General features: G+C 43.4%; 19 protein-coding genes. 11 read left to right on the top strand and 8 right to left on the bottom strand.

All coding sequences use genetic code 11. The annotated features are described in order from the left end of the window. Positions 1-561: 561 nt before the first annotated feature. The gene (gene topA, locus R7Q39_RS02945; protein WP_005378351.1) at positions 562-3192 is read right to left on the bottom strand and encodes a type I DNA topoisomerase; all 2631 of its coding nucleotides are present in this window, start codon (positions 3190-3192) and stop codon (positions 562-564) included. A gap of 434 nt (positions 3193-3626) precedes the next feature. Here topA and R7Q39_RS02940 point away from each other — a divergent pair, with 434 nt between their 5' ends. Next, positions 3627-3875, top strand: coding sequence for a YciN family protein (locus R7Q39_RS02940; RefSeq protein ID WP_005387884.1), 249 nt, complete (start codon positions 3627-3629; stop codon positions 3873-3875). 63 nt (positions 3876-3938) lie between these two features. On the opposite strand, the gene aroA is transcribed toward R7Q39_RS02940, so the two are convergent. Both aroA and R7Q39_RS02930 read right to left on the bottom strand, forming a co-directional pair. Beyond that, on the bottom strand, positions 3939-5219 hold the full coding sequence (gene aroA / locus R7Q39_RS02935; RefSeq protein WP_318075763.1) for a 3-phosphoshikimate 1-carboxyvinyltransferase: 1281 nt from the start codon (positions 5217-5219) through the stop codon (positions 3939-3941). A 290-nt stretch (positions 5220-5509) separates the two neighbouring features. Further along, positions 5510-5986 carry a glycine zipper 2TM domain-containing protein gene (locus R7Q39_RS02930; protein WP_005390705.1) on the bottom strand — a complete coding sequence of 159 codons (477 nt, stop codon included), beginning with the start codon at positions 5984-5986 and terminating at the stop codon, positions 5510-5512. 39 nt (positions 5987-6025) lie between these two features. Here R7Q39_RS02930 and aat point away from each other — a divergent pair, with 39 nt between their 5' ends. The 3 genes from aat to infA all read left to right on the top strand — a co-directional run bounded on the left by aat (position 6026) and on the right by infA (position 7731). After that, positions 6026-6733, top strand: a complete 708-nt coding sequence (gene aat / locus R7Q39_RS02925) for a leucyl/phenylalanyl-tRNA--protein transferase (RefSeq protein ID WP_005390703.1) — start codon at positions 6026-6028, stop codon at positions 6731-6733. Continuing rightward, the gene (locus tag R7Q39_RS02920; RefSeq protein ID WP_134646945.1) at positions 6730-7431 is read left to right on the top strand and encodes an arginyltransferase; all 702 of its coding nucleotides are present in this window, start codon (positions 6730-6732) and stop codon (positions 7429-7431) included. The genes aat and R7Q39_RS02920 overlap by 4 nt, the downstream gene beginning before the upstream one ends. Before the next feature lie 81 nt (positions 7432-7512). Further along, positions 7513-7731: a translation initiation factor IF-1 gene (gene infA / locus R7Q39_RS02915; protein ID WP_001040192.1), complete on the top strand. Its 219-nt coding sequence runs from the start codon at positions 7513-7515 to the stop codon at positions 7729-7731. 135 nt (positions 7732-7866) lie between these two features. Here infA and clpA read toward each other — a convergent pair whose 3' ends face one another. Both clpA and clpS read right to left on the bottom strand, forming a co-directional pair. Continuing rightward, positions 7867-10134, bottom strand: coding sequence for an ATP-dependent Clp protease ATP-binding subunit ClpA (gene clpA / locus R7Q39_RS02910; protein ID WP_318075762.1), 2268 nt, complete (start codon positions 10132-10134; stop codon positions 7867-7869). 50 nt (positions 10135-10184) lie between these two features. Next, positions 10185-10505 (bottom strand): ATP-dependent Clp protease adapter ClpS, encoded by a 321-nt coding sequence (gene clpS, locus R7Q39_RS02905; protein WP_031780157.1) that lies wholly within the window; start codon positions 10503-10505, stop codon positions 10185-10187. 704 nt (positions 10506-11209) lie between these two features. On the opposite strand from clpS, the gene cspD reads away from it, so the two are divergent. Further along, on the top strand, positions 11210-11428 hold the full coding sequence (gene cspD / locus R7Q39_RS02900; protein WP_005378407.1) for a cold shock domain-containing protein CspD: 219 nt from the start codon (positions 11210-11212) through the stop codon (positions 11426-11428). Positions 11429-11615: 187 nt separating this feature from the next. Here the strand turns inward: cspD and R7Q39_RS02895 are convergent, their stop codons facing one another. Further along, on the bottom strand, positions 11616-13841 hold the full coding sequence (locus R7Q39_RS02895) for an NADP-dependent isocitrate dehydrogenase (protein WP_053807162.1): 2226 nt from the start codon (positions 13839-13841) through the stop codon (positions 11616-11618). A gap of 311 nt (positions 13842-14152) precedes the next feature. Between R7Q39_RS02895 and R7Q39_RS02890 the strand changes: the two genes are divergently transcribed. Then, entirely contained in the window at positions 14153-14854 is a 702-nt protein-coding gene (locus R7Q39_RS02890) for a pseudouridine synthase (protein ID WP_318075761.1), read from the top strand. Between the two features lie 70 nt (positions 14855-14924). Here R7Q39_RS02890 and R7Q39_RS02885 read toward each other — a convergent pair whose 3' ends face one another. Beyond that, positions 14925-15590, bottom strand: coding sequence for a DUF2057 domain-containing protein (locus R7Q39_RS02885; RefSeq protein WP_318075760.1), 666 nt, complete (start codon positions 15588-15590; stop codon positions 14925-14927). Positions 15591-15854: 264 nt separating this feature from the next. After that, positions 15855-16859 (bottom strand): porin, encoded by a 1005-nt coding sequence (locus R7Q39_RS02880; protein ID WP_005390692.1) that lies wholly within the window; start codon positions 16857-16859, stop codon positions 15855-15857. 514 nt (positions 16860-17373) lie between these two features. Between R7Q39_RS02880 and dinG the strand changes: the two genes are divergently transcribed. The 5 genes from dinG to xthA all read left to right on the top strand — a co-directional run bounded on the left by dinG (position 17374) and on the right by xthA (position 21857). Beyond that, positions 17374-19449 carry an ATP-dependent DNA helicase DinG gene (gene dinG / locus R7Q39_RS02875; RefSeq protein WP_124008674.1) on the top strand — a complete coding sequence of 692 codons (2076 nt, stop codon included), beginning with the start codon at positions 17374-17376 and terminating at the stop codon, positions 19447-19449. 14 nt (positions 19450-19463) lie between these two features. Then, complete coding sequence (locus R7Q39_RS02870; RefSeq protein ID WP_005390688.1) at positions 19464-20249, top strand: sulfite exporter TauE/SafE family protein; 786 nt, start codon at positions 19464-19466, stop codon at positions 20247-20249. Further along, on the top strand, positions 20246-20791 hold the full coding sequence (locus R7Q39_RS02865; protein WP_318075758.1) for a primosomal replication protein: 546 nt from the start codon (positions 20246-20248) through the stop codon (positions 20789-20791). The genes R7Q39_RS02870 and R7Q39_RS02865 overlap by 4 nt, the downstream gene beginning before the upstream one ends. Then, positions 20791-20955, top strand: coding sequence for a pleiotropic regulatory protein RsmS (rsmS, locus tag R7Q39_RS02860; protein ID WP_318075757.1), 165 nt, complete (start codon positions 20791-20793; stop codon positions 20953-20955). The genes R7Q39_RS02865 and rsmS overlap by 1 nt, the downstream gene beginning before the upstream one ends. 95 nt (positions 20956-21050) lie before the next feature. Continuing rightward, positions 21051-21857, top strand: coding sequence for an exodeoxyribonuclease III (gene xthA, locus R7Q39_RS02855; protein ID WP_048626179.1), 807 nt, complete (start codon positions 21051-21053; stop codon positions 21855-21857). Positions 21858-21871 lie beyond the last annotated feature (14 nt).

The following is a 21871-nucleotide window of genomic DNA, read 5'->3' as shown; positions in this document are numbered from 1 at the left end:
TGAGTCATACTCGGGGAGTCAAGCGAATACATTTAGCAACCGTCTCTGAGTTTCTGTGAACTCTTACAACACGGATAAAAAAGCTACGGCACTTCCAGTATGCAACGTCCACTCTTTCCTTATTTTTTGACGCAAACAATGCACACAGTTGCACTAATTTTTGTAATAAATTATCTAAGCGGGTTCTAAATTACAATTTTTAATACGCCATTCTGTGTACCATATAGCTCTTGCGTACTCAAGACGATATCTAGATCACACATGGAAAAGCAAACGATTACATTGTGAAAACAATTTACGAACGGATTCACTACACCGCCGATTTTTTAGCCCAATGTATAACAAATATGTGAATGCAAAATGAAAGTTACAACGAATATTTTTTACATAAAAAATACATCAGCGACTACGAAATATTGATACTGGGATCTTCTCGCGTCAGCAAAACTCAGTCAAAGCAGCAAAGATCTATACGAACAACACAGTGGCCTTTACGCAAAAACAAAACGCAAAAAAGGCAGCGATATCGCTGCCTTTTTACATTACTTAGATCGTACGTTTTTATGCTTTCGCTTTTTTACGCTTATCAGTGACTTCCCACTTACCGTCAACAAAGAGCGCTGTCCAACCAGATGGTTTGCCATTCTCTTCCGAACGAACGTAGTTCTCTTTTGTTTTGCGACTAAAGCGTACGACTGCAGGACGACCATCAGGATCTTCTTGCGGTGCGGTCGCTAGGTATTTGAACTTCTCAGGTAAACGCTCTTCAAAACGTGCCAGTTCAGCAACCAAAGGAGCACGTGTCTCGCGCGATTTCGGGAAGTTGCTTGCCGCCATAAATAGACCTGAAGCACCATCACGAAGTACGAAATACGCATCTGAGTTTTCACATGGCAACTCGGGGAAATGAACAGGATCTTCTTTTGGTGGCGCGACTTCGCCATTCTTAAGAATCTTACGAGTGTTCTTACACGTTTCGCTCGTACAATCCATGTATTTACCAAAGCGACCGTTCTTAAGCACCATATCAGAGCCACATTTGTCACACTCAACAACTGGACCATCGTAGCCTTTTACTTTGAACTCGCCGTATTCAACAAGGTAGCCTTCACAGTTCGGGTTATTACCACAAACATGCATCTTACGCTTGTCATCAATCAGGTATGCGTCCATCGCTGTTTCACAGATCGGACAACGCTTTTTAGCACGAAGAGCTGCGGTTTCAACGTCTTCTTCTAGAACGTTAATAATACCTTCTTCGTCACCCAAGTTGATGGTTGTCTTACAACGCTCTTTTGGTGGTAACGCGTAACCTGAACAGCCTAAGAACACACCTGTCGAAGCAGTACGGATGCCCATTGGACGGCTACACGTCGGACACTCGATATCCGTCATGACGATGTGATTTAACTTCATACCGCCTTCTGACTCATCTAGCTCCGCTTTTTCAAGATCGCCAGTAAAATCAGCAAAGAAGTTGTCTAACACAGCTTTCCAGTTCACTTCACCTTCAGCGATTTGGTCCAATTTCTGTTCCATACGCGCAGTAAAGTCGTAGTTCATCAAATCGTTAAAGCTGTCATCAAGGCGGTCAGTAACAATTTCACCCATTTTTTCAGCGTAGAAACGGCGCTGATCAACTTTCACATAGCCACGATCTTGAATCGTAGAAATGATCGATGCGTAAGTCGACGGACGACCAATGCCTCGTTTCTCCAGCTCTTTAACCAGTGCTGCTTCAGTGTAGCGCGCAGGTGGCTTTGTAAAGTGCTGTTTAGGGTCAAGTGACTCTAAGCTTAGCTTATCGCCAAGTTGTACCGCAGGAAGGATTGTATCCTCGTTTTTGCCCATTGGACGCTGTACACGAGTCCAGCCGTCAAATTTAAGGATACGACCTTTCGCTTTAAGCGTGTATTCTGCCGCTTTTACGCTGATGGTTGTTGAATCGTATTCTGCTGGCGTCATTTGACACGCTACAAACTGATTCCAAATCAAAGCATAAAGTTTGTGCGCATCAGCATCGACACCTTGCAGGTCTTCCGCCTTAACACCCACATTTGAAGGACGGATCGCTTCGTGCGCTTCCTGTGCCCCTTCTTTGCTACCGTACGTCAATGGTTTCGCTGGCAGGTACTTATCACCAAACTCAGAACCAATAAAGTCACGTACAGCATCCACAGCCTCGGCACTTAGGTTAGTCGAGTCAGTACGCATATAAGTGATGTAACCGGCCTCATAGAGGCGCTGAGCTAGCATCATGGTCTTTTTCACGCCGTAGCCCAGGCGTGTACTCGCTGCCTGTTGAAGCGTAGAGGTGATGTAAGGTGCTGAAGGCTTGCTCTTTGTAGGGCGGTCTTCACGCTTACATACTTCGTAACTTGCATTCTCAAGTACAGACATCGCTGCTTTGGTTTCTGCCTCATTAACTGGCTTAAACGCAGAACCGTCTTTCTGAGCAACAAGCAGTTTAAAGTCCGCTTTGTCTTTCGTTTTCGTATTCGCATGAATGTCCCAGAATTCTTCTGGTACAAACGCGTTAATCTCACGCTCACGCTCAACTAACAGTTTCACCGCAACAGACTGCACGCGACCAGCAGATAAACCACGAGCCACTTTTTTCCAAAGTAAAGGTGAAACCATAAAACCAACGACACGGTCCATGAAGCGACGTGCTTGTTGGGCATTTACACCATCCATGTTCAGCTCACCAGGTGTCTGGAAAGCTTGTTGGATCGCGTTTTTCGTGATTTCGTTAAAAACTACACGTTTGTATCGCTCTTCATCACCACCGATGATCTCACGAAGGTGCCATGCGATTGCTTCCCCTTCGCGGTCCAAGTCGGTTGCGAGATAAACGCAATCTGCGTCTTTGGCGAGTTTTTGTAGTTCGTTGACAACTTTTTCTTTGCCTGGAAGGATTTGGTAATTCGCTTCCCAGTCATGATATGGGTTAATCCCCATTTTTTTGATCAACGCTTTGCGGTCTTTCTCTTTTTTAACGCGCGCTTTCTCTTCCGGACTCATCCCTTTAGTTGAGATGGCTGCGGCTTTTTTCTCACCAGTGCTTTGACCGGCCGTAGGCAGATCACGCACATGACCAACACTAGACTTAACAATAAAGTCTTTACCAAGGTACTTATTTATCGTCTTTGCCTTGGCTGGTGACTCCACTATAACGAGTGATTTACCCATAACTGACTCTAACGTCCTTCATAATAATGCGGGTAGAAACCTTGTTTAAAGGCCACCCGCATAATGTTCTATTTCATTGCTTCTTTTTTTACTATTGTGCGAGATGAAAAGAAGATCAACTGCTTTTTTGAAATTCAGATCCGATTGGTTGACAATTCATCGTCTTTATACTTCAAAGAGACAGGGTTCTGAAAGGTATTGAGCGGCATATCTAAACAGGCAAACTTAGCATCCGCTAATCCAATGCAATAAATTTTGTTACCCATCACAAAATAGTTTGGTTCAATGCTCTGCCATCTTCCTCCGCATCATGCTTATACTCTAAAAATTGATCTGTTTAGTCTTACTGAACGATTGACTGAATTAATCATGCAAACCCATTTTAGTTGTAGGTATACTCAGCGTTCTTAACTGAATAGGATGGTAGAAAGAATATGTCTGATAGAACGTTTATCGAAGAGTTCGACCTTCTTTTGATCGCTAACCAAATCATCCAAGAGCACGATGATTACATCGAGGGAATGCGAGCAACAAGTGTAGAAGAAAAAGAAGGTGTTTTAGTTTTTAAAGGTGAATACTTCCTTGATGACAAAGGTTTACCAACTTCAAATACGACTGCAGTATTCAATATGTTCAAATACTTAGCGCATCACCTTTCTAAGGAATTTACGCTGGTTAAATAGTATTGGGAAACAAAAAAGCCAGAGTGTTATTCACTCTGGCTTTCCTGTTTCAGGTCAGAATATTTAGCAGCTCAAAGCCTTAAGTTTGTCGAAGTAGTCAGGGAACGTTTTCGACGTACACTTTGGATCGTTAATCGTCACAGGCGTATCACTAAGTGCCATCAGCGAAAAACACATCGCCATACGATGATCATCGTAAGTATCAATCGCTGCATGCTTTAACTGAGAGACAGGTTTGACGATGATGTAGTCTTCCCCTTCTTCCACTTCCGCACCAACTTTACGTAACTCAGTCGCCATAGCTGACAAACGGTCTGTTTCTTTTACACGCCAGTTATAAACGTTACGAATAGCGGTAGTGCCTTCGGCAAATAACGCTGTTGTCGCGATGGTCATTGCAGCATCAGGGATATGGTTGTAATCCATATCAATGCCTTTTAATTGACCAACACGTGAAATTACGTAGTCATCACCCCATTCAATTTCTGCACCCATTTTTTCAAGCGCATCAGCAAATTGAATATCACCTTGAATGCTGTTTTTACCGATACCCGTCACTTTAACTTCTCCGCCTTTGATGGCTGCCGCCGCCAAGAAGTAAGAAGCAGAAGACGCGTCACCTTCAACCAAGAAATCACCTGGAGCGATGTATTGCTGACCGGCAGGAATCACAAACTCTTGATAGTCGTTGTTGATCACATCGACCCCAAACTGCTTCATGATATGCAGGGTGATATCGATATAAGGCTTAGAAACCAACTCGCCTTCGATGTTGATGCGAATTTCACCTTCAGCCAATGGCGCAGACATTAAGAAAGCGGTCAAGAACTGACTCGAAATAGATCCATCGATAGAAACTGTACCTGCTTTTAGGCCAGTACCGACTATTTTGAGAGGCGGAAAGTTCTCGTTTTCCATGTACTCAACGTTCGCACCAGCATCTTTCAGTGCCGTGACAAGGTGACCAATTGGACGCTCTTTCATACGAGGTTCGCCCGTCAGTACATACTCCCCTTCTCCAAGACAAAGAGCCGCAGCTAATGGTCGCATCGCAGTGCCAGCATTACCGAGAAATAATTCTACCGGCTCTGAGACAGAAAACGGACGCCCAAGGCCTTCAACGAGACATTCTGTTTTATCTTCGGAAAGTTGGTATTGAACGCCGAGTTTAGTCAGCGCATTCAGCATATGACGGATATCATCACTGTCGAGGAGATTAGTAAGGCGAGTTCTGCCTTTAGCAAGAGCAGCAAGTAAAAGAGCTCGATTAGAAACGCTTTTAGAGCCAGGAAGATTCACTTCCCCTTGAATTTTATTGATAGGTTGTAACGTTAGGCTTTCCATTAAAAGTTGATAATCCTTTGTGCCCTCAACATACGATTTTTTATGAGAGCTAAACAATTCTTCGTGAATTCAGACTACCCAAAAAAACACGACAAAACCAGAGCAAATCGGCGCTAATTTATGAATATACTCAAGTAGCCTAAAGATGCAGAATTAAAGGCATTGCCAGCGATGTAAATAAGAGCGAAAGAGGCGCGACGAAACAGCAAGCTATTTCGATTTTATTTGACGATAAGCCTGCCCTACTGTGCATGCCTGGTTAGGCTACCTTAGGTTAAAATAACGTAGGATTAATAAGCGATATCAACCCTGACTCCATCATCAAAATATAAGATACGAACTTCATCCCCTCGACTAAATAGCATATTTTTATCAACATCTTGGATAACATTAATCAGCTTGTCGCCCTTCACTTTAATGAGTAGCTCAACTAACTTATATTCAACCGTGTATTGGTAATTACTTTGATTTTGTGCAACCGCTGCACCTGCAAGTGCACCCACTGCCGTCGCAACTTCTCTTCCCGTACCGCCACCAAATTGATTGCCGACTAAACCGCCTATTGTGGCACCAAGTAGCGTTTTCCAACCATTATTTTTCGATTGAACGACCTCTTGCTGAGTAATATAACGGACAGAGTCAATCTTCCCATACACCACTTCATTTACCGGCTTGGCAACATTTCTTTCATATGCTGCGTTGGCGGCAAGTGGGAAAAACAGTATGATCCAAAGCCATACTTTCACAATATTTCTTGACCAGGTCATCATAAACTCCTCTGACTCTAATGTTGGTAACGACTTCTTATGGCTATTTATTTAACTGAACTCGATGATACGTTCAACTTTCCCTCACCGTATAAAGCACTCAGCGATCCCAATGGTTTGCTTGCTTTTGGCGGTGACTTAGATCCCATGAGAATCCTCAATGGTTACTATCAAGGCATTTTCCCTTGGTATGGTCCTGGAGAACCTATTCTATGGTGGAGCCCTTCCCCACGCGCTGTTTTTGATCCCTTAGCGTTTAAACCGTCTAAAAGTCTCAAAAAATTTCAGCGTAAACATAACTATAAAGTAACGCTCAATTTCGCGACAGAAGAAGTGATTAGACTATGTTCATCAACACGTCCTGCAGAGGAAACTTGGCTCAACGAGGACATGCAAGCGTCTTATATTGAGTTAGCTAAACTTGGTCACTGTCACTCTGTAGAAGTATGGCATGACAACGAGCTCATTGGGGGACTATATGGCATCTGCGTTGGTCAACTTTTTTGCGGAGAGTCGATGTTTAGCCTAAAAGATAACGCATCTAAAATTGCATTGTGGTACTTATGCAACCATTTGGCGTCAAAGCAAGGTCAATTAATCGATTGTCAGGTTATGAACTCGCACTTGGCATCACTTGGCGCATTTGAACTAGAGCGTAACGAGTTTATGCAAAAACTACTATCTTTAAGAGAAAAACAAACACTATTTGATACCTATAAGCCCCAAGTTTTGCAGGATTCAGTATGAGTACGGATATACAACATATTCGAATTGGATTAACGAATAATCACCCTTGCAGTTACTTGCCTGAACGGCAAGAGCGTGTGGCGGTGGCACTTGATGCAGGGCTGCATACTAAAGAAAACTATCAACTGCTGATGGCCAACGGCTTTCGTCGTAGCGGAGATACCATATATAAACCGCACTGTGAGCATTGTAATGCTTGTCAGCCAATTCGAGTCTCGATTCCGGACGTGACGCTATCAAAAAGCCAGAAGAGGCTGCTCAGTAAAGCACAGTTTTTACGCTGGGAAATGAAACCTGAAATGGATGAGGAATGGTTTGAGCTTTACAGTCGGTACATCTGCAAACGGCATAAAAACGGCACTATGTACCCACCAAAGCGTGATGAGTTTTCTCGGTTTGCCCAAACCAGCTGGTTGACCACTTCATTTTTACATATTTACGATGAGTCAAATCAATTACTCGCCATTGCGGTAACGGATGTAATGACTCAATGTTCGAGTGCGTTTTATACTTTTTTTGACCCTGACTACCCGTTATCTCTTGGCACTTTGGCAGTGCTCTATCAAATAAAATACTGCCAAGAAAACAAACAACAGTGGCTTTATTTGGGTTATCAGATTGATGAGTGTCCAGCAATGAACTACAAAACACGCTTTCAACGCCACCAAAGGCTAGTAAATCAGCGTTGGCGAGGGTAGAATACGCCTCAACTTTACATAATTACTATTTAGCGGCAGAATATAGCCCGCTAATATTGCCTAATTTCTAAAGAGGATTAAATGGCTAAAGAAGACGTAATCGAGATGCAAGGCACGGTCCTTGACACTCTACCAAACACTATGTTCCGTGTTGAACTTGAAAACGGTCACGTTGTGACTGCTCACATCTCTGGCAAGATGCGTAAGAACTACATCCGTATCCTAACGGGTGACAAAGTAACTGTAGAGATGACTCCATACGACCTGTCAAAAGGCCGCATCGTCTTCCGCGCTCGTTAATCTCTGATTTTCGGATGCAATAAAAAACGGAGCAGTTTGCTCCGTTTTTTATTGCATGATTTTTATTTCCGAGTAGGTTCAGACAAACAAAAAGCGCACGATAAAATCGTGCGCTTTTACTTCCCTACGGAGCAATTAATGCATCGCAGCCTCTTTCTCACTCAAATATTCAAATTTAAGTGTGTCGTTTACTAGCGTTACTTTCACAGTGCCGCCGTCGACTAGAGAGCCAAACAACAATTCATTAGCCAAAGGTTTCTTAAGTTGCTCTTGGATAACACGTCCCATTGGGCGAGCACCCATCGCCTTATCATAACCTTTATTCGCTAACCAATGGCGTGCATCTTGCGATACCTCCATTGATACGCCACGAGCATCAAGTTGCACCTGCAGTTCAACAATAAACTTATCAACAACTTGATGGATAACGCTTTCATCAAGGCTGTTAAACCAGATGATGTTATCAAGACGGTTACGGAACTCAGGAGTGAACACCTTCTTAATTTCCGCCATCACATCGTGACTGTTGTCTTGCTGAATCAAACCAATTGATTTCTTCTCAGTTTCAGCCACACCCGCGTTGGTTGTCATAACGAGGATGACATTACGGAAGTCTGCTTTACGACCGTTGTTGTCCGTTAGCGTACCATTATCCATCACTTGCAATAGCAAATTAAAGATATCTGGATGCGCTTTCTCAATCTCATCAAGCAATACTACTGAATGTGGGTGCTTGATAACAGCGTCTGTCAGCAAACCACCTTGGTCGTAACCGACATAACCAGGAGGCGCACCAATTAAGCGACTCACGGAGTGACGCTCACCATATTCCGACATATCAAAACGAAGTAGCTCGATCCCTAGAAGCTTAGATAGCTGCACCGTCACCTCTGTTTTACCCACCCCAGTAGGGCCAGCAAACAAGAATGAACCAACTGGTTTGTTATCCACGCCCAAACCTGCACGTGTCAGCTTGATCGCTTCGGATAATGCATCAATCGCATTATCTTGACCAAATACCAACATCTTCATCTTGCTATCTAGGTTCTTCAAGATGTCTTTATCTGAAGAAGAAACCGACTTCTCTGGGATTCGTGCCATCTTGGCAACCATCGCTTCGATATCGGCAACACCAACCGTTTTCTTACGGCGGCTTGCAGGAGCAAGACGACTGCGAGCGCCAGCTTCATCAATGACATCAATGGCTTTATCTGGTAAATGACGTTCATTGATGTATTTCGCCGAAAGTTCTACCGCGGCACGCAGTGCTTTATTGGTGTAACGTACTTCATGATGTGCTTCGTACTTCGGCTTCAAGCCCATCAAGATTTTAGTTGTGTCATCCAGAGAAGGTTCTACAACGTCAATCTTTTGGAAGCGACGGGACAACGCACGCTCTTTCTCGAAAATGTTGCTGTATTCTTGGTATGTAGTCGAGCCGATACAACGCAACTTACCGCTACTTAGTAGAGGTTTGATAAGGTTTGCGGCATCAACTTGACCACCAGAAGCCGCACCCGCACCGATGATTGTGTGTATCTCATCGATGAACAAAATTGCATCTTCTTCTTTTTCAAGCTGTTTCAAAATCGCCTTGAAGCGTTTTTCAAAATCACCACGGTACTTAGTACCAGCCAATAGAGAACCAATATCCAATGAGTAAATCACGCTGTTTTGAATAACTTCCGGGACCTGCCCTTCTACAATTCGCCAAGCAAGACCTTCTGCGATGGCTGTTTTACCTACCCCGGCTTCACCCACTAATAATGGGTTATTCTTGCGGCGGCGGCAAAGTACTTGAATAGTGCGCTCTAGCTCTTTATCGCGACCAATCAGTGGATCGATATTGCCATCTTTAGCGACCTGATTAAGGTTAGTCGCAAAGCTTTCCAAACGTTCTTCAGAATTCGGCTCTTCGACACTCTCTGAACTGAACGAATCTGATGATGGGTCTTCGCTTGCACCTGACGCTTTAGTAATACCATGGGAGATAAAGTTAACAATATCTAATCGGGAGATGTCGTTTTTCTTCAGTAGGTAGGCGGCATGCGACTCTTGCTCACTGAAGATCGCCACAAGCACGTTTGCACCTGTTACTTCGTTGCGGCCAGACGACTGTACATGAAAGACGGCGCGTTGTAGCACACGTTGAAAACTCAAAGTCGGCTGGGTTTCACGCGTCTCATCACTGTCTGGGATAAGAGGCGTAGTTTGATCGATGAATATATCGAGTTCGTTACGTAAAGCGTCAAGATCCGCTTTACAAGCTAAAAGGGCTTCCTTAGCTGCATCATTTTCCAATAATGCAAGTAGGAGGTGTTCGACAGTCATAAACTCGTGGCGTTTATCTCGCGCCCGAGCAAATGCACCGTTAAGGCTTGACTCTAGTTCTTTATTTAGCATAAGTACCTCCCGAAAAAACAACTTGGGTTGTTCGAGCAAGTCTTCTTTGTTTACGCTTGCTCCATAGTGCAAAGTAGCGGATGTTCATTTTCCCTTGCGTACATCGTAACTTGCGCTACTTTTGTTTCGGCAATTTCTGCACTGTATGTGCCACAGATTGCCTTTCCTTCATAGTGAATCTTGAGCATGATCTGAGTCGCTTTATCAATGTCATGTGAAAAGAATCGCTCAAGTACCTCTATGACGAAATCCATAGGTGTATAGTCATCATTATTTAGTACAACATTGTACAGCTTAGGTGGCTGAACTTTCGTACTTTCTCGCTCCAGAAGATCAGAGTCCGGAGTGACCCATTCAAAATTTTTACTCATGGCAATTCAAAGATATCGTATCAAAGGGTTGATGTTTTCGACCTATAAAAACAATCTACCACAAGCGTGCAGCGCGGTGTAGTGAGATATGGCACCGAATTCGATCTTTGATCGATAAAAGTTGCTACCTAATATAGAGACTAATGCAGGTCTTGAGGGGGCGCAAATAAAAGATGCTTGTCGATAAGTTACACATTTTTACTTATAAAATAACTTTCTTTTTACCCCCTCCGAGCTATTGCAAAACATCTCTCAGTCTTCTACCGAGATCACACTTCCTAACTGAGAATGGGGTAATTATCACGAAAACTTCATTTTTTATTCAGTTAGAGGATTCGTCTATCATAAGCAACACGAACAGTATGGTTTTTCCAGTGAATGCTACTTTGCAGGCTAATTGACCAAACTTCCGCGTATATACGAAAAACTGTTTGCAAATTTGTTAATCTCAAAAGTGATTTGTTTTCAATTATGTTTCTGTTTGTTGCTTAATGCTATTGACTGTCGGGATTCATTGACTACAGTGGAAAGTGTTGATGCATAAATCGTCATTTTGAATCCATTTGTTTTTAAGCAGCTTGGTGAATGTGATGTCTCATTGACTAGATGTTTGTTAGCGTTCGCTGACAATAGTAGTACCAGGTTAAAGGTATAACTTGGTTGTTGTAACAACTCAGTAAAAAATGCATGAGGGATGTAAAAGCATGGCTACAGGTACAGTAAAGTGGTTTAACAATGCCAAAGGATTTGGGTTTATTTGTTCAGATGAAGAAGAGGGAGATATCTTTGCCCACTACTCAACTATCCAGATGGACGGTTATCGTACACTGAAAGCAGGCCAACAAGTCTCATACGAGATTGAAAAAGGTCCCAAAGGCTGTCACGCGAGTAGCGTCGTGCCTCTTGAAGGTCAAGCCAAATAATTAGAGCGCTGTCGAAAAATAAAAATATTGCTCTCGAAACATCATTTTGATGTTCCGAAGAGAAAAATAAACCCGCCAAGATAGCGGGTTTCTTACTATTTGTAGCTTATGAAATGCAGATAGACCACATACAAAGTATTGATAAAATAAGAAACACGTCGAAAACGACGTGCTCTTTTCATCTATTTTACTTGTTAATGATCGCGTTAAAAGTTTCGCTTGGGCGCATCAACTTAGAAACCAATGCATCGTCTAGCAGGTAGTAACCGCCCAGCTCTCCTTTCACACCCTGTGCGTTGTTTAGCTCAGCGACGATTTTTTCTTCATGCTCTGACAACGCTTTCGCAATCGGTGCAAACTCAGCAGCGAGATCAGCATCGTCTGTTTGCTCGGCAAGTGCTTTCGCCCAGTAAAGTGCGAGGTAGAAATGACTACCGCGATTATCTAATTCGCCCACTTTACGTGATGGAGACTTGTTGGTATCTAAAAACTCACCAGTCGCTTTGTCTAGCGTATCCGCCAAAACTTGTGCTTTCGGGTTGTTTGCCACCACACTTAGATGTTCCAGGGATGCAGCTAGTGCTAAGAACTCACCTAAAGAATCCCAACGAAGGTGATTCTCTTTTTCTACTTGTTGAACATGCTTAGGAGCAGAACCACCAGCACCTGTTTCAAATAGACCACCGCCATTCATCAATGGAACGATAGATAGCATCTTAGCTGACGTGCCTAACTCTAGAATTGGGAACAGGTCTGTTAGGTAGTCACGAAGAACGTTACCCGTTACAGAGATAGTATCCAAACCCGCTTTCATACGCTCTAGCGAGTACTTACAAGCATCAACAGGAGATAGGATCTTAATCTCTAGACCGTCAGTATCGTGCTCTGGTAAGTAGGTATTTACTTTCTTAATGAGTTCAGCATCGTGCGCACGGTTTTCGTCTAGCCAGAATACGGCTGGAACACCTGTTGCACGTGCGCGAGTCACTGCTAGTTTAACCCAATCTTGGATTGGTGCGTCCTTCACCTGACACATACGGAAGATATCGCCTTCTTCAACCGCTTGCTCTAACAATACGTTACCCGCAGTATCAACAACGCGAACGGTACCCGCTGCATCTAGAATGAACGTCTTGTCGTGAGAACCATATTCTTCTGCCTTTTGAGCCATTAAGCCAACGTTAGGCACGCTACCCATAGTGGTCGGGTCAAATGCGCCGTGCTCTTTACAGAAATCAATCACCGCTTGGTAAATACCTGCGTAGCTACGATCTGGTATCATCGCTTTGGTGTCTTTTTGTTTACCATCTGGTCCCCACATTTGACCAGAAGAGCGAAGCATTGCTGGCATAGAAGCATCTACAATAATGTCGCTTGGTACATGTAAGTTTGTGATACCACGATCAGAGTCAACCATCGCAAGTTCTGGTTGAGTTTGGTAAACCGCTTGAATGGCCGCTTCAATTTCTGCTTTTTGCGCTTCAGGTAAAGACTCAATTTTTGAGTAAACATCACCGATGCCATTGTTTACATCAACGCCTAGCTCTTCAAACAGCTTGCCGTACTTATCGAAAACGTCTTTGTAGTAAACTTTTACTGCATGGCCGAAAATGACAGGGTCAGAAACTTTCATCATTGTCGCTTTCATATGAAGAGACAGCAGCACGTCTTGTGCTTTCGCTTCAGCAATCTCTTTCTCGAAAAATTCAACCAGCGCCTTCTTCTTCATCACTGAAGTGTCAATGACTTCTTTATCTAGTAATGGGAAAGCCGGCTTAAGCTCTTTAACTGTACCGTCATTACCGACGAACTCGATTTTGACCTCTGTTGCGCCAGAGATGGTTGTCGACTTTTCGCTCCCAAAGAAGTCGTTATCTGACATGCTCGCGACATGAGACTTAGACTCTGATGACCACGCACCCATTGAATGTGGATTTTTCTTCGCGTAGTTCTTAACCGAAGTTGGAGCACGACGGTCTGAGTTACCTTCACGAAGTACTGGGTTAACCGCACTACCTTTGATTTTGTCGTAAGCCGCTTTAATCGCTTTCTCTTCGTACGTGCTCGGTTCTTCTGGGTAGTTTGGTAAATCGTAACCTTTCGCCTGAAGCTCTTTAATCGCCGCTTTAAGCTGAGGAACTGAAGCTGAAATGTTAGGTAGCTTGATGATATTTGCTTCTGGAGTTTGAGCTAGTTCACCAAGCTCTGTCAACGCATCGCCAATGCGCTGTTCTTCTTTTAGATGCTCTGGGAAGTTAGCGATAATTCGACCTGCTAGTGAAATATCACGAGTATCTACATTGATGCCAGACGATGCTGTGAATGATTGAATGATTGGTAGTAATGAATAAGTTGCTAGCGCCGGCGCTTCATCAGTGATGGTGTAGATAATTGTAGGTTTTTCTGTAGGCATGAAATTTCCCTATTTTTTAATCAACTTGTTGGCTGATCAACTCAGCGTCTGAGTTGGTTTAATTGACGCATTGCTGCACGTTAGCAGTACATGTCTCCTCACTAACGCCACATGCGGTTCGCACTCTTTGTTGTAGTTTGAAGCTCTGGGCTCTGAATCCATGAGTGCACTGATATAATTAAACAAATAACACGAATTAGTCTATCATTCTGTGCGCGTTTGTTAGTTTTAGGCGCGCAAATCATATCCGATCATGAGAAAACTTAAAACTTTCAAACACAGTTCATTTACATTTTTGCAGGGTAGTTAACATGTCATCTCGTACAGGTCATGAAAAAGGTCGCGGTCGCAATCAATCCCAAACGGGCCGATTTAAACACTCAGGAGCTCGCAATAGCTCAAAGACTCGTACCCAAACAAACCGTCGCCCTGTTCGCTCAGCAAGAAACCAAAAGCCAAAAGTGGATCCAAAAGACCGTAAAGTCATTATATTCAACAAGCCTTACGATACGCTCAGTCAATTTACCGATGGCGATGGTCGCAAAACGTTAGCGGACTATATCCCAATCAAAGATGTCTATGCGGCTGGCCGATTGGACCGAGACAGCGAAGGTTTGATGGTACTCACTAACGATGGCATCTTGCAGGCGAAGCTAACGCAGCCAAAGTCAAAATCGCCGAAGACTTATTGGGTTCAAGTCGATGGCGCTCCTCAAGAGCAAGATCTTGAAAAATTGAGAAAGGGAGTAGAGCTAAAAGATGGCATGACCCTACCAGCCGAAGTTGAAGTGATTCCAGAACCACAAGTCTGGGATAGAACCCCTCCTGTTCGTTTTCGGGCAAATATCCCAACAACTTGGTTAGCCATTACCATTATTGAAGGAAGAAATCGCCAGGTGCGTCGCATGACTGCGCACATTGGCTTCCCAACGCTGCGTTTAGTTCGTTACTCGATGGGCGGCATTGTTCTTGACGATTTAAAGCCAGGGGAGTGGCGAGAAATAAAGCTCTAGGCTTAAACCTCAAAAAACATAATAGCAGGCAATCGCCTGCTTTTTTAGTTTTTGTCGTTACCAATAACGATTATTGTTGAGCAACCCACTTCTTGAATGCCTGACGTTCTTCGTCTGTCATTTCTAGGTAGGCAATCTTCGCTTTTGTTACGGGTGATTTTACTCTTTGCGCGCTTTTGCTGGTTACAATTTCAGCCGTCGCTGCTTGTAGCTCAGACAATTCGACTCTCTTGCCGTTTGCAAAGAAAACGCCATGAGCTTCATTGTACTCCGCTAGTTGCTCATCAAGGTTTGAATATGGGAACGCGCCTTTCTCACCTGGCATTTTATATTGCGAGTAATCAATAGACTTATCGTTGAAACTTACTTTCCAGTCCATTTTATCTTGCTCAAACAGCTTGTCTGCCTGACGTTTTTCTCTAAAAGGTGGCGCATCAATATAAAGCTCACCCGTGCCAGAACTAAAGCCAAGAATGTATGGTGCAGAGTAAACTTGAGTACGTTTATCACCACGCCCAATCGCTTTGTTTACTTTTACAACTACTTGGTTATAGCCATCAACAAGACCAAACGGTTCACTCAAATCATCCGCACTAACGCCATTTACAAATAACACTTGAACGCCTTGAGCGGTAGTTAGGGTTGCTGAAGTATCAGCTTTATTTGTTGTGTCTGCGTTCGCTGTTGTACCAAACAACCCAAGCACAAATGCTACTGTCCAAGCTTTTAGTCTCATATCCTAATAACCTTAAAATTCAATTAATTACATCAAAAGAGTTAAATATCGCTTACGATTCATCACAGTTTGAGGAAATCATTGCTGAAAAGCCAATCATTTCTACATCATTGACTGTAGATAACTGGTAAGCGCATTCAATTCTCAAAAATCTTCATGTACTCACTTGGTCAATGCTTTCAGGTGCCTAAGGAGATACAAGCTATTAATATAAAAAAGGCCGCAATAAATGCGACCTTTACTATATCTACTTAAATTCTGCGATTAGAACGTGTAGTAAACACCAGCAACTACGATATCGCCTTCAGTTTTCATAGAAGCATCTTTGTTATCGTTTTCGCTTGCAGTGTATTCGATGAACGTTAGAACGTTACCAGTTACAGCGTAGTCAGCACCAAACGTGTAGTAAGATTGGTCGTGGTCGCCTTCGTACTCAGTGAAACCGAATGAAGTGTAAACGCGAGCTTCGTTCATTTGGTAAGCTGCTACTGCAGACCATGTATCTTGGTCAGCTTTGTTTAGCTCTTCAGCAACGTAGTTAACTGCAGCAGAGAAGTTGTCCATGTTGAAACGAACAGCTGCGCCCATTACTTGGTAGTCATCACCAGCAAGGTTACGGTTTTCTTGATCTTGGTAAGAAGCACCAACAGTGAACATTTCGTTGATTGCGTATTGTGCAGATAGACCGAATGCAGTATCGATTTTCTCGTCTTGATCTAAGTATGCATCAGCGATAACAGTTAGCTTATCGAAACTACCTTTAACAGAAACAGCGTGACCAGCACTTTCTTTTGATTTTACGAAGTCATCAACGTAGCCAAGACCTTCGTTAGTGTTGTCGATAGTGATTGCGTCCAGAGAATCACCAAAGTCACCAACTTCGCCAACAGCTACACCCCAGTTGTCACCGAAGTAAGCACCGAAGTAAAGATCATCTGTGCGTACACGTGCGTGTTCTCCGTCAATTTCACCAGTAAGTTTGTTGTCGTTATCGAAGAATTCACCGTTTTCTAGTTCAAATGAACCGAATACCTTAACGTCTTGGTTTAGTTTGTGTTCAGCATCGACTTGGACTTTAGCCCAAAGGTCAACGTCTACATCACGCTTAGTAGAAGTTTTACCGTTTTCTTTACGTTCAACAGTACTTACGTAAGTATCGATCTCACCTTTAAGGTTGAAAGAAGTTGTACCGTTGTCGTAGATGTTGCCTGCTGCTAGAGCAGACGTAGAGATGCCAGCTACTGCAAGAGCTACTAGAGTTTTTTTCATAATTAATCCACTGCCTTTTCTTAGTTCGGGATATCCTTGTCCGGTTCCCTTTTTTTATATGTTTGAGATAGAGCGTTAACAAAACGTTATACAGCGCCTTCTCAAAATCTGGAGCTAAGAGTGCAAAAGATTATTCTGGCTGTCAAATTTTCTAAATACCAATGTAAAAAAACAAAAATAACATTTAAAAACAATAACTTGAAAAGTTTATCTTTATTTATTCGACGAACATCTAATCAATCCTCTTGATTTTTCATAATTTATAAAACCATTAACAATGAGATTTTAAACCCAAAATAAATACTAAAAAACACAATATATAGAATAAAAACCATACAAATATCATATTTGGAGTTTTATATTTTTCATATAATGAAATTAATTTCATTTAGATAAGGTTCAATATTTTTTTGTGAAGAAGATCTACATTCCTCATAAAAGCATTCCGTTTTGTGAACTACTGTACAACTAGTGATGTGTGCTACTATTCGCCTCCAACGCATTTGAGGCCCGTATGCTGACCAGTAACATTCAAAAATCGATTCGTAATAGCTATCAAAACCTGCAAGATCAACTTGATAACTTTGTACCTAGAAGAGCACAAAACTACCTTGTTGCAGAGATTGCAAAAACGCTGTGCGGTCAGTACCACAAATCTAACCGAATACTGGTTGCAGAAGCAGGGACTGGAATTGGTAAGTCGCTCTCCTATCTAATGGCTGCCATCCCCGTGGCTGTACATAACAATAGAAAAGTGGTTATCTCAACGGCGACCGTAGCTCTGCAAGAGCAGCTCATAAATAAAGACCTCCCTCTTTTTCGTCGGATTACCGACCGAGAGTTTTCTTTTATTTTGGCAAAAGGCCGTCAACGCTATTGTTGTGCAGAAAAACTTGCTTCAGCTTGTGGTGCTGATGGTGGTCAGTTAGCCATGTTCGAAACCAAGCCTAAGCAAAAAGATATAGAGCTGTTGGAAACAATGCATCGCTCTCTTGCGCAAGGTAAATGGGATGGTGACCGTGATTCTTGGCCTAAAACCATCGATGATAAGCTATGGCAACTGATTGTTAGTGATAAACACAGTTGTAATAACAGCTTACCCGGCCATCGCGGCTGCCCATTCCAAAAAGCGCGCTCAGAGTTGGATAAGAATGATGTCATCATTGCGAACCACTCTCTCGTCATGGCAGACGCAGACTTGGGGGGCGGAGTAATCTTACCTGAGCCAGAAAACACGATATACGTCTTTGACGAGGCACATCACTTGCCTCATGTCGCCCGCGATCATGCTTCAGCATCTGCGAGCTTAAAAGGTGCGGCAGCGTGGCTTGAGAAGTTAAATCAGTCGATTAGCAAGTTTTCATCGCTCGCAGACGAGAAACGCGTAGCTCGATTTCGCAACGACCTTCAAGACGCGGTTCAGAACTTGATACCAGCACTGACTCAACTGCCTAAACAGTTCGATCCAGCTCAATTTGAAGAGAGTATCTACCGCTTTGAGCACGGTGAACTACCAGAATGGCTAGAGAACCAATCCAAAGAGTTAAAGCAGTTCAGTAAAAAAGCAAATCAAAGTGTGGCAAAAATTGCCGACCTTATTGCGGAAAGAGTAAAAGATGGGGAGCTTGCGACAAGATTGGCTGAACCAGCACTTGCAGAGCTCGGCTTCTACATTCAAAGGTTAGAAAACCTAGCGCAAGTCTGGCACTTGATGGCTGAGCCAACTCGTGAAAAAGGTGCGCCTTTAGCTCGCTGGTTAGAAACCCACCCCGATCGCGAGGGTGATTTCATTGTGAGTGTTTCTCCGCTTGAAATTGGATGGCAACTCGACCAACAAATTTGGAGCAGGTGCATTGGCGCCATTTTAGTTTCCGCAACGATGCGTGCATTAAACTCCTTCCATTACTTTTGCCATCAGGTTGGTATTGATGGAAAACCAGAATCAGGCACACAGTTTTTAGCGCTTGCGTCACCATTCGATTACCAAAACCAGGCAGAATTGCTCATCCCTGCGATGAAATATGAACCACCAGCGCCTCAATTTACTGAATATCTTATTGAGATATTGCCTAAGTACTTGGAAGACAAGAAAGCCAACTTAGTATTATTCTCATCCTATTGGCAGATGAACCAAGTTGCGAAGGCGCTGTCTTCGGAGTTCATAAAAAAAGGCTGGGCATTGCAAGTTCAAGGTGAAAGCTCACGTCAAGAAATTCTAAAAAAACATAAAAAGCTAATAGAATCAAATAAAACCAGCATCTTATTTGGTACTGGCAGTTTCTCTGAGGGGCTAGATTTACCTGGCGAATTACTTGAAAACTTGGTGATAACAAAAATTCCATTTGGTGTTCCAACCTCCCCTGTCGAACAGGCTCACTCCGAATATATCGAGAAAAAAGGTGGGAACCCGTTTATGCAAATAACTGTACCTGACGCAAGCAAAAAGCTGATCCAGAGCGTAGGTCGCTTACTGCGTAAAGAGAGAGATTCTGGTAGAGTAACGATTCTTGATCGACGCCTAGTCACTAAGCGATACGGACAAGCCTTAATCGACTCACTACCTCCATTTAAACGTAAAATAGAATATTAGAAGAATCACCATTTATGGAAATGATTGAGCCAACTATGCTGTTGGTGTTGGCGCTTGTCGCTTTTGTCGCTGGATTTATTGATGCAGTTGCCGGTGGTGGTGGCATGCTAACCGTACCTGCTCTACTATCGTTGGGCTTGCCGCCCCATATTGCACTAGGCACCAATAAACTTGCGGCTACCTTTGCCTCTTCTACTGCGGCATTTACGTACTACAAGAAACGTTTATTCAAGCCTCAATGCTGGGGAAGAGCATTTGTTGCGACGCTTGTCGGAGCAACATTAGGTACCCTACTTGTGGACGCGATTAGCACGGATTGGCTAGAAAAAGGGTTACCTCTTGTTATTTTAGCGGCGGCGTTATACACCGTCTTCCATAAAACACCGCACTCTCCTCATCAAAGTCCAATTCCCGAGCCTTGCCCAAAACTTCATAGAAAACAGTACATGCAAGGATTATCCATAGGGTTCTATGACGGGCTCGCAGGGCCTGGAACTGGGGCTTTTTGGACGGTAAGTTCAATGGCTCTGTATCGGCTGAATATCTTGCTCGCCTCTGGCTTAGCAAAAGCAATGAACTTTACCAGCAACTTTACCTCTTTGATTACGTTTGCAGTCCTCGGTCATATCAACTGGGTGCTAGGCTTAACAATGGGGGTATGTTTAATGGCTGGCGCTTTTGTTGGCGCGCATTCCGCCATTCGGTTTGGTTCTAAATTCATTCGCCCTGTATTTGTTACTGTCGTCAGTATACTGGCCATAAAATTGGCTTATGACGCATGGTTTGTAGGTTTGTCATGAACATTTCTCAACTCCAGGAAAACCTAGAACAAATGGCGAAGCAAGCCGCTGTTCTTGACCGTCAAAGAGGCGAACACCATGTTCCGCTTTTTGATGAGCGCTTATTTGGTTGTCGCTCTCGCTTACTTACTCCTAGCGTAAAAGAAGCAAAAGCCACGCTGGATGCGATTGTGCGTGAGCAAAATGAAGGTAAGCTCACCGCTTTGCGTGCTGAGTACCTCACTGAACGGTTAGTAGCGCAAATAGGTGCGATTCAACGCGAGATTTCTACCACCAAAATTCGCAAGAATGAGATCAAACATAGCAGCCATTTCCGCAAGCCTATTAACGTGCTTTATCAGGAACTCGCTCAACACCAAGAGTGGGCAAGACGCTTGCGCGAAATGGTGTTAGAAAAAGAACGTGCTGTCGAAACCGCTCCTAGTTTTATGCGTGCCGAGGCTCAGAAAGTGTTACTAGCGACCGAGCAACGTTTGGCTCGTTGTGAGGCAGCGCTTCTGAAACTAGAGAACCAAATTACACATAGGGAAAAACACCAATAATGGCCGATCAACCAACCTTGCCTTTAGATGACGCACCTGAAGAGATCAAATTGGCTGTCGATTTGATCTATTTACTTGAGAGCAATGAGATAGATCCAGAAGTTGCGCTTAACGCTTTGAAGATCGTGCAAAGCGACTTAGAAAACAAATTAAAAACAAAGTAGCCCAACGTTTCGCTCCTTTCACCAAGACTCGTTTTCAGTGCTCTTGCACAATGATACTATTCATAAAAAAAGTACGCCCTCAAAAAGGATAAACAATGAAAGTAATCAGCTTTAACATCAATGGACTACGTGCGCGACTGCACCAACTCCAAGCGCTAATCGACAAACACCAACCAGATGTGATTGGCCTTCAGGAAATTAAAGTTCACGATGAAGCATTCCCGATTGAAGCTGTCGAAGCCATGGGCTACAAAGTGTATTTCCATGGTCAAAAAGCGCACTACGGCGTCGCAATGCTTTGTAAGCAAGAACCTCTACACGTACAAAAAGGGTTCCCGACGGATAACGAGGAACATCAAAAGCGAATGATCATGGCTACGTTTTTAAATGAAAACGGCGAGAAGGTCACTGTGCTAAACGGCTACTTCCCTCAAGGGGATAACATCAGCCACGAAACAAAATTCCCATACAAACGTCAGTTTTATAAAGATCTGATGACCTACCTAAACGATCATCACAATAGTGACGAGCAATTGATTGTTATGGGTGACATCAACATCAGCCCTATTGATGCAGATATCGGTATCGGCGAACCAAACCGTAAGCGTTGGCTAAAAACAGGTAAATGTTCATTCCAACCGGAAGAGCGCGAATGGCTGAAAACCTTGCTAGATTGGGGCTTTGAGGACACCTTCCGCAAGCTATATCCAGAAGTGAACGATCAATTCTCGTGGTTTGATTATCGCTCTCGCGGATTTGATGATAACCGAGGTCTACGAATTGATGTCATTTTGGCGACCCCTTCTCTCGCGCAAAAATGTATTGAGTCGGGTATCGATTATGAATTGCGCGGTATTGAAAAACCTTCAGACCACGCTCCAATTTGGTCGACGTTCAAGTAATACATAACTGAGCA

Source organism: Vibrio sp. 947, from assembly GCF_033339115.1.
Taxonomy (GTDB): Bacteria; Pseudomonadota; Gammaproteobacteria; order Enterobacterales; family Vibrionaceae; genus Vibrio; species Vibrio alginolyticus.
Note: the sequence above shows the minus strand (reverse complement) of the source record. Positions and strands in the feature narration are given on the sequence as shown.

Excerpts from the sequence above, each read along its gene's own strand:
- topA (WP_005378351.1), bottom strand. The coding sequence starts at position 3,192 with ATGGGTAAATCACTCGTTATAGTGGAGTCACCAGCCAAGGCAAAGACG.
- R7Q39_RS02940 (WP_005387884.1), top strand. The coding sequence starts at position 3,627 with ATGTCTGATAGAACGTTTATCGAAGAGTTCGACCTTCTTTTGATCGCT.
- aroA (WP_318075763.1), bottom strand. The coding sequence starts at position 5,219 with ATGGAAAGCCTAACGTTACAACCTATCAATAAAATTCAAGGGGAAGTG.
- R7Q39_RS02930 (WP_005390705.1), bottom strand. The coding sequence starts at position 5,986 with ATGACCTGGTCAAGAAATATTGTGAAAGTATGGCTTTGGATCATACTG.
- aat (WP_005390703.1), top strand. The coding sequence starts at position 6,026 with ATGGCTATTTATTTAACTGAACTCGATGATACGTTCAACTTTCCCTCA.
- R7Q39_RS02920 (WP_134646945.1), top strand. The coding sequence starts at position 6,730 with ATGAGTACGGATATACAACATATTCGAATTGGATTAACGAATAATCAC.
- infA (WP_001040192.1), top strand. The coding sequence starts at position 7,513 with ATGGCTAAAGAAGACGTAATCGAGATGCAAGGCACGGTCCTTGACACT.
- clpA (WP_318075762.1), bottom strand. The coding sequence starts at position 10,134 with ATGCTAAATAAAGAACTAGAGTCAAGCCTTAACGGTGCATTTGCTCGG.
- clpS (WP_031780157.1), bottom strand. The coding sequence starts at position 10,505 with ATGAGTAAAAATTTTGAATGGGTCACTCCGGACTCTGATCTTCTGGAG.
- cspD (WP_005378407.1), top strand. The coding sequence starts at position 11,210 with ATGGCTACAGGTACAGTAAAGTGGTTTAACAATGCCAAAGGATTTGGG.
- R7Q39_RS02895 (WP_053807162.1), bottom strand. The coding sequence starts at position 13,841 with ATGCCTACAGAAAAACCTACAATTATCTACACCATCACTGATGAAGCG.
- R7Q39_RS02890 (WP_318075761.1), top strand. The coding sequence starts at position 14,153 with ATGTCATCTCGTACAGGTCATGAAAAAGGTCGCGGTCGCAATCAATCC.
- R7Q39_RS02885 (WP_318075760.1), bottom strand. The coding sequence starts at position 15,590 with ATGAGACTAAAAGCTTGGACAGTAGCATTTGTGCTTGGGTTGTTTGGT.
- R7Q39_RS02880 (WP_005390692.1), bottom strand. The coding sequence starts at position 16,859 with ATGAAAAAAACTCTAGTAGCTCTTGCAGTAGCTGGCATCTCTACGTCT.
- dinG (WP_124008674.1), top strand. The coding sequence starts at position 17,374 with ATGCTGACCAGTAACATTCAAAAATCGATTCGTAATAGCTATCAAAAC.
- R7Q39_RS02870 (WP_005390688.1), top strand. The coding sequence starts at position 19,464 with ATGGAAATGATTGAGCCAACTATGCTGTTGGTGTTGGCGCTTGTCGCT.
- R7Q39_RS02865 (WP_318075758.1), top strand. The coding sequence starts at position 20,246 with ATGAACATTTCTCAACTCCAGGAAAACCTAGAACAAATGGCGAAGCAA.
- rsmS (WP_318075757.1), top strand. The coding sequence starts at position 20,791 with ATGGCCGATCAACCAACCTTGCCTTTAGATGACGCACCTGAAGAGATC.
- xthA (WP_048626179.1), top strand. The coding sequence starts at position 21,051 with ATGAAAGTAATCAGCTTTAACATCAATGGACTACGTGCGCGACTGCAC.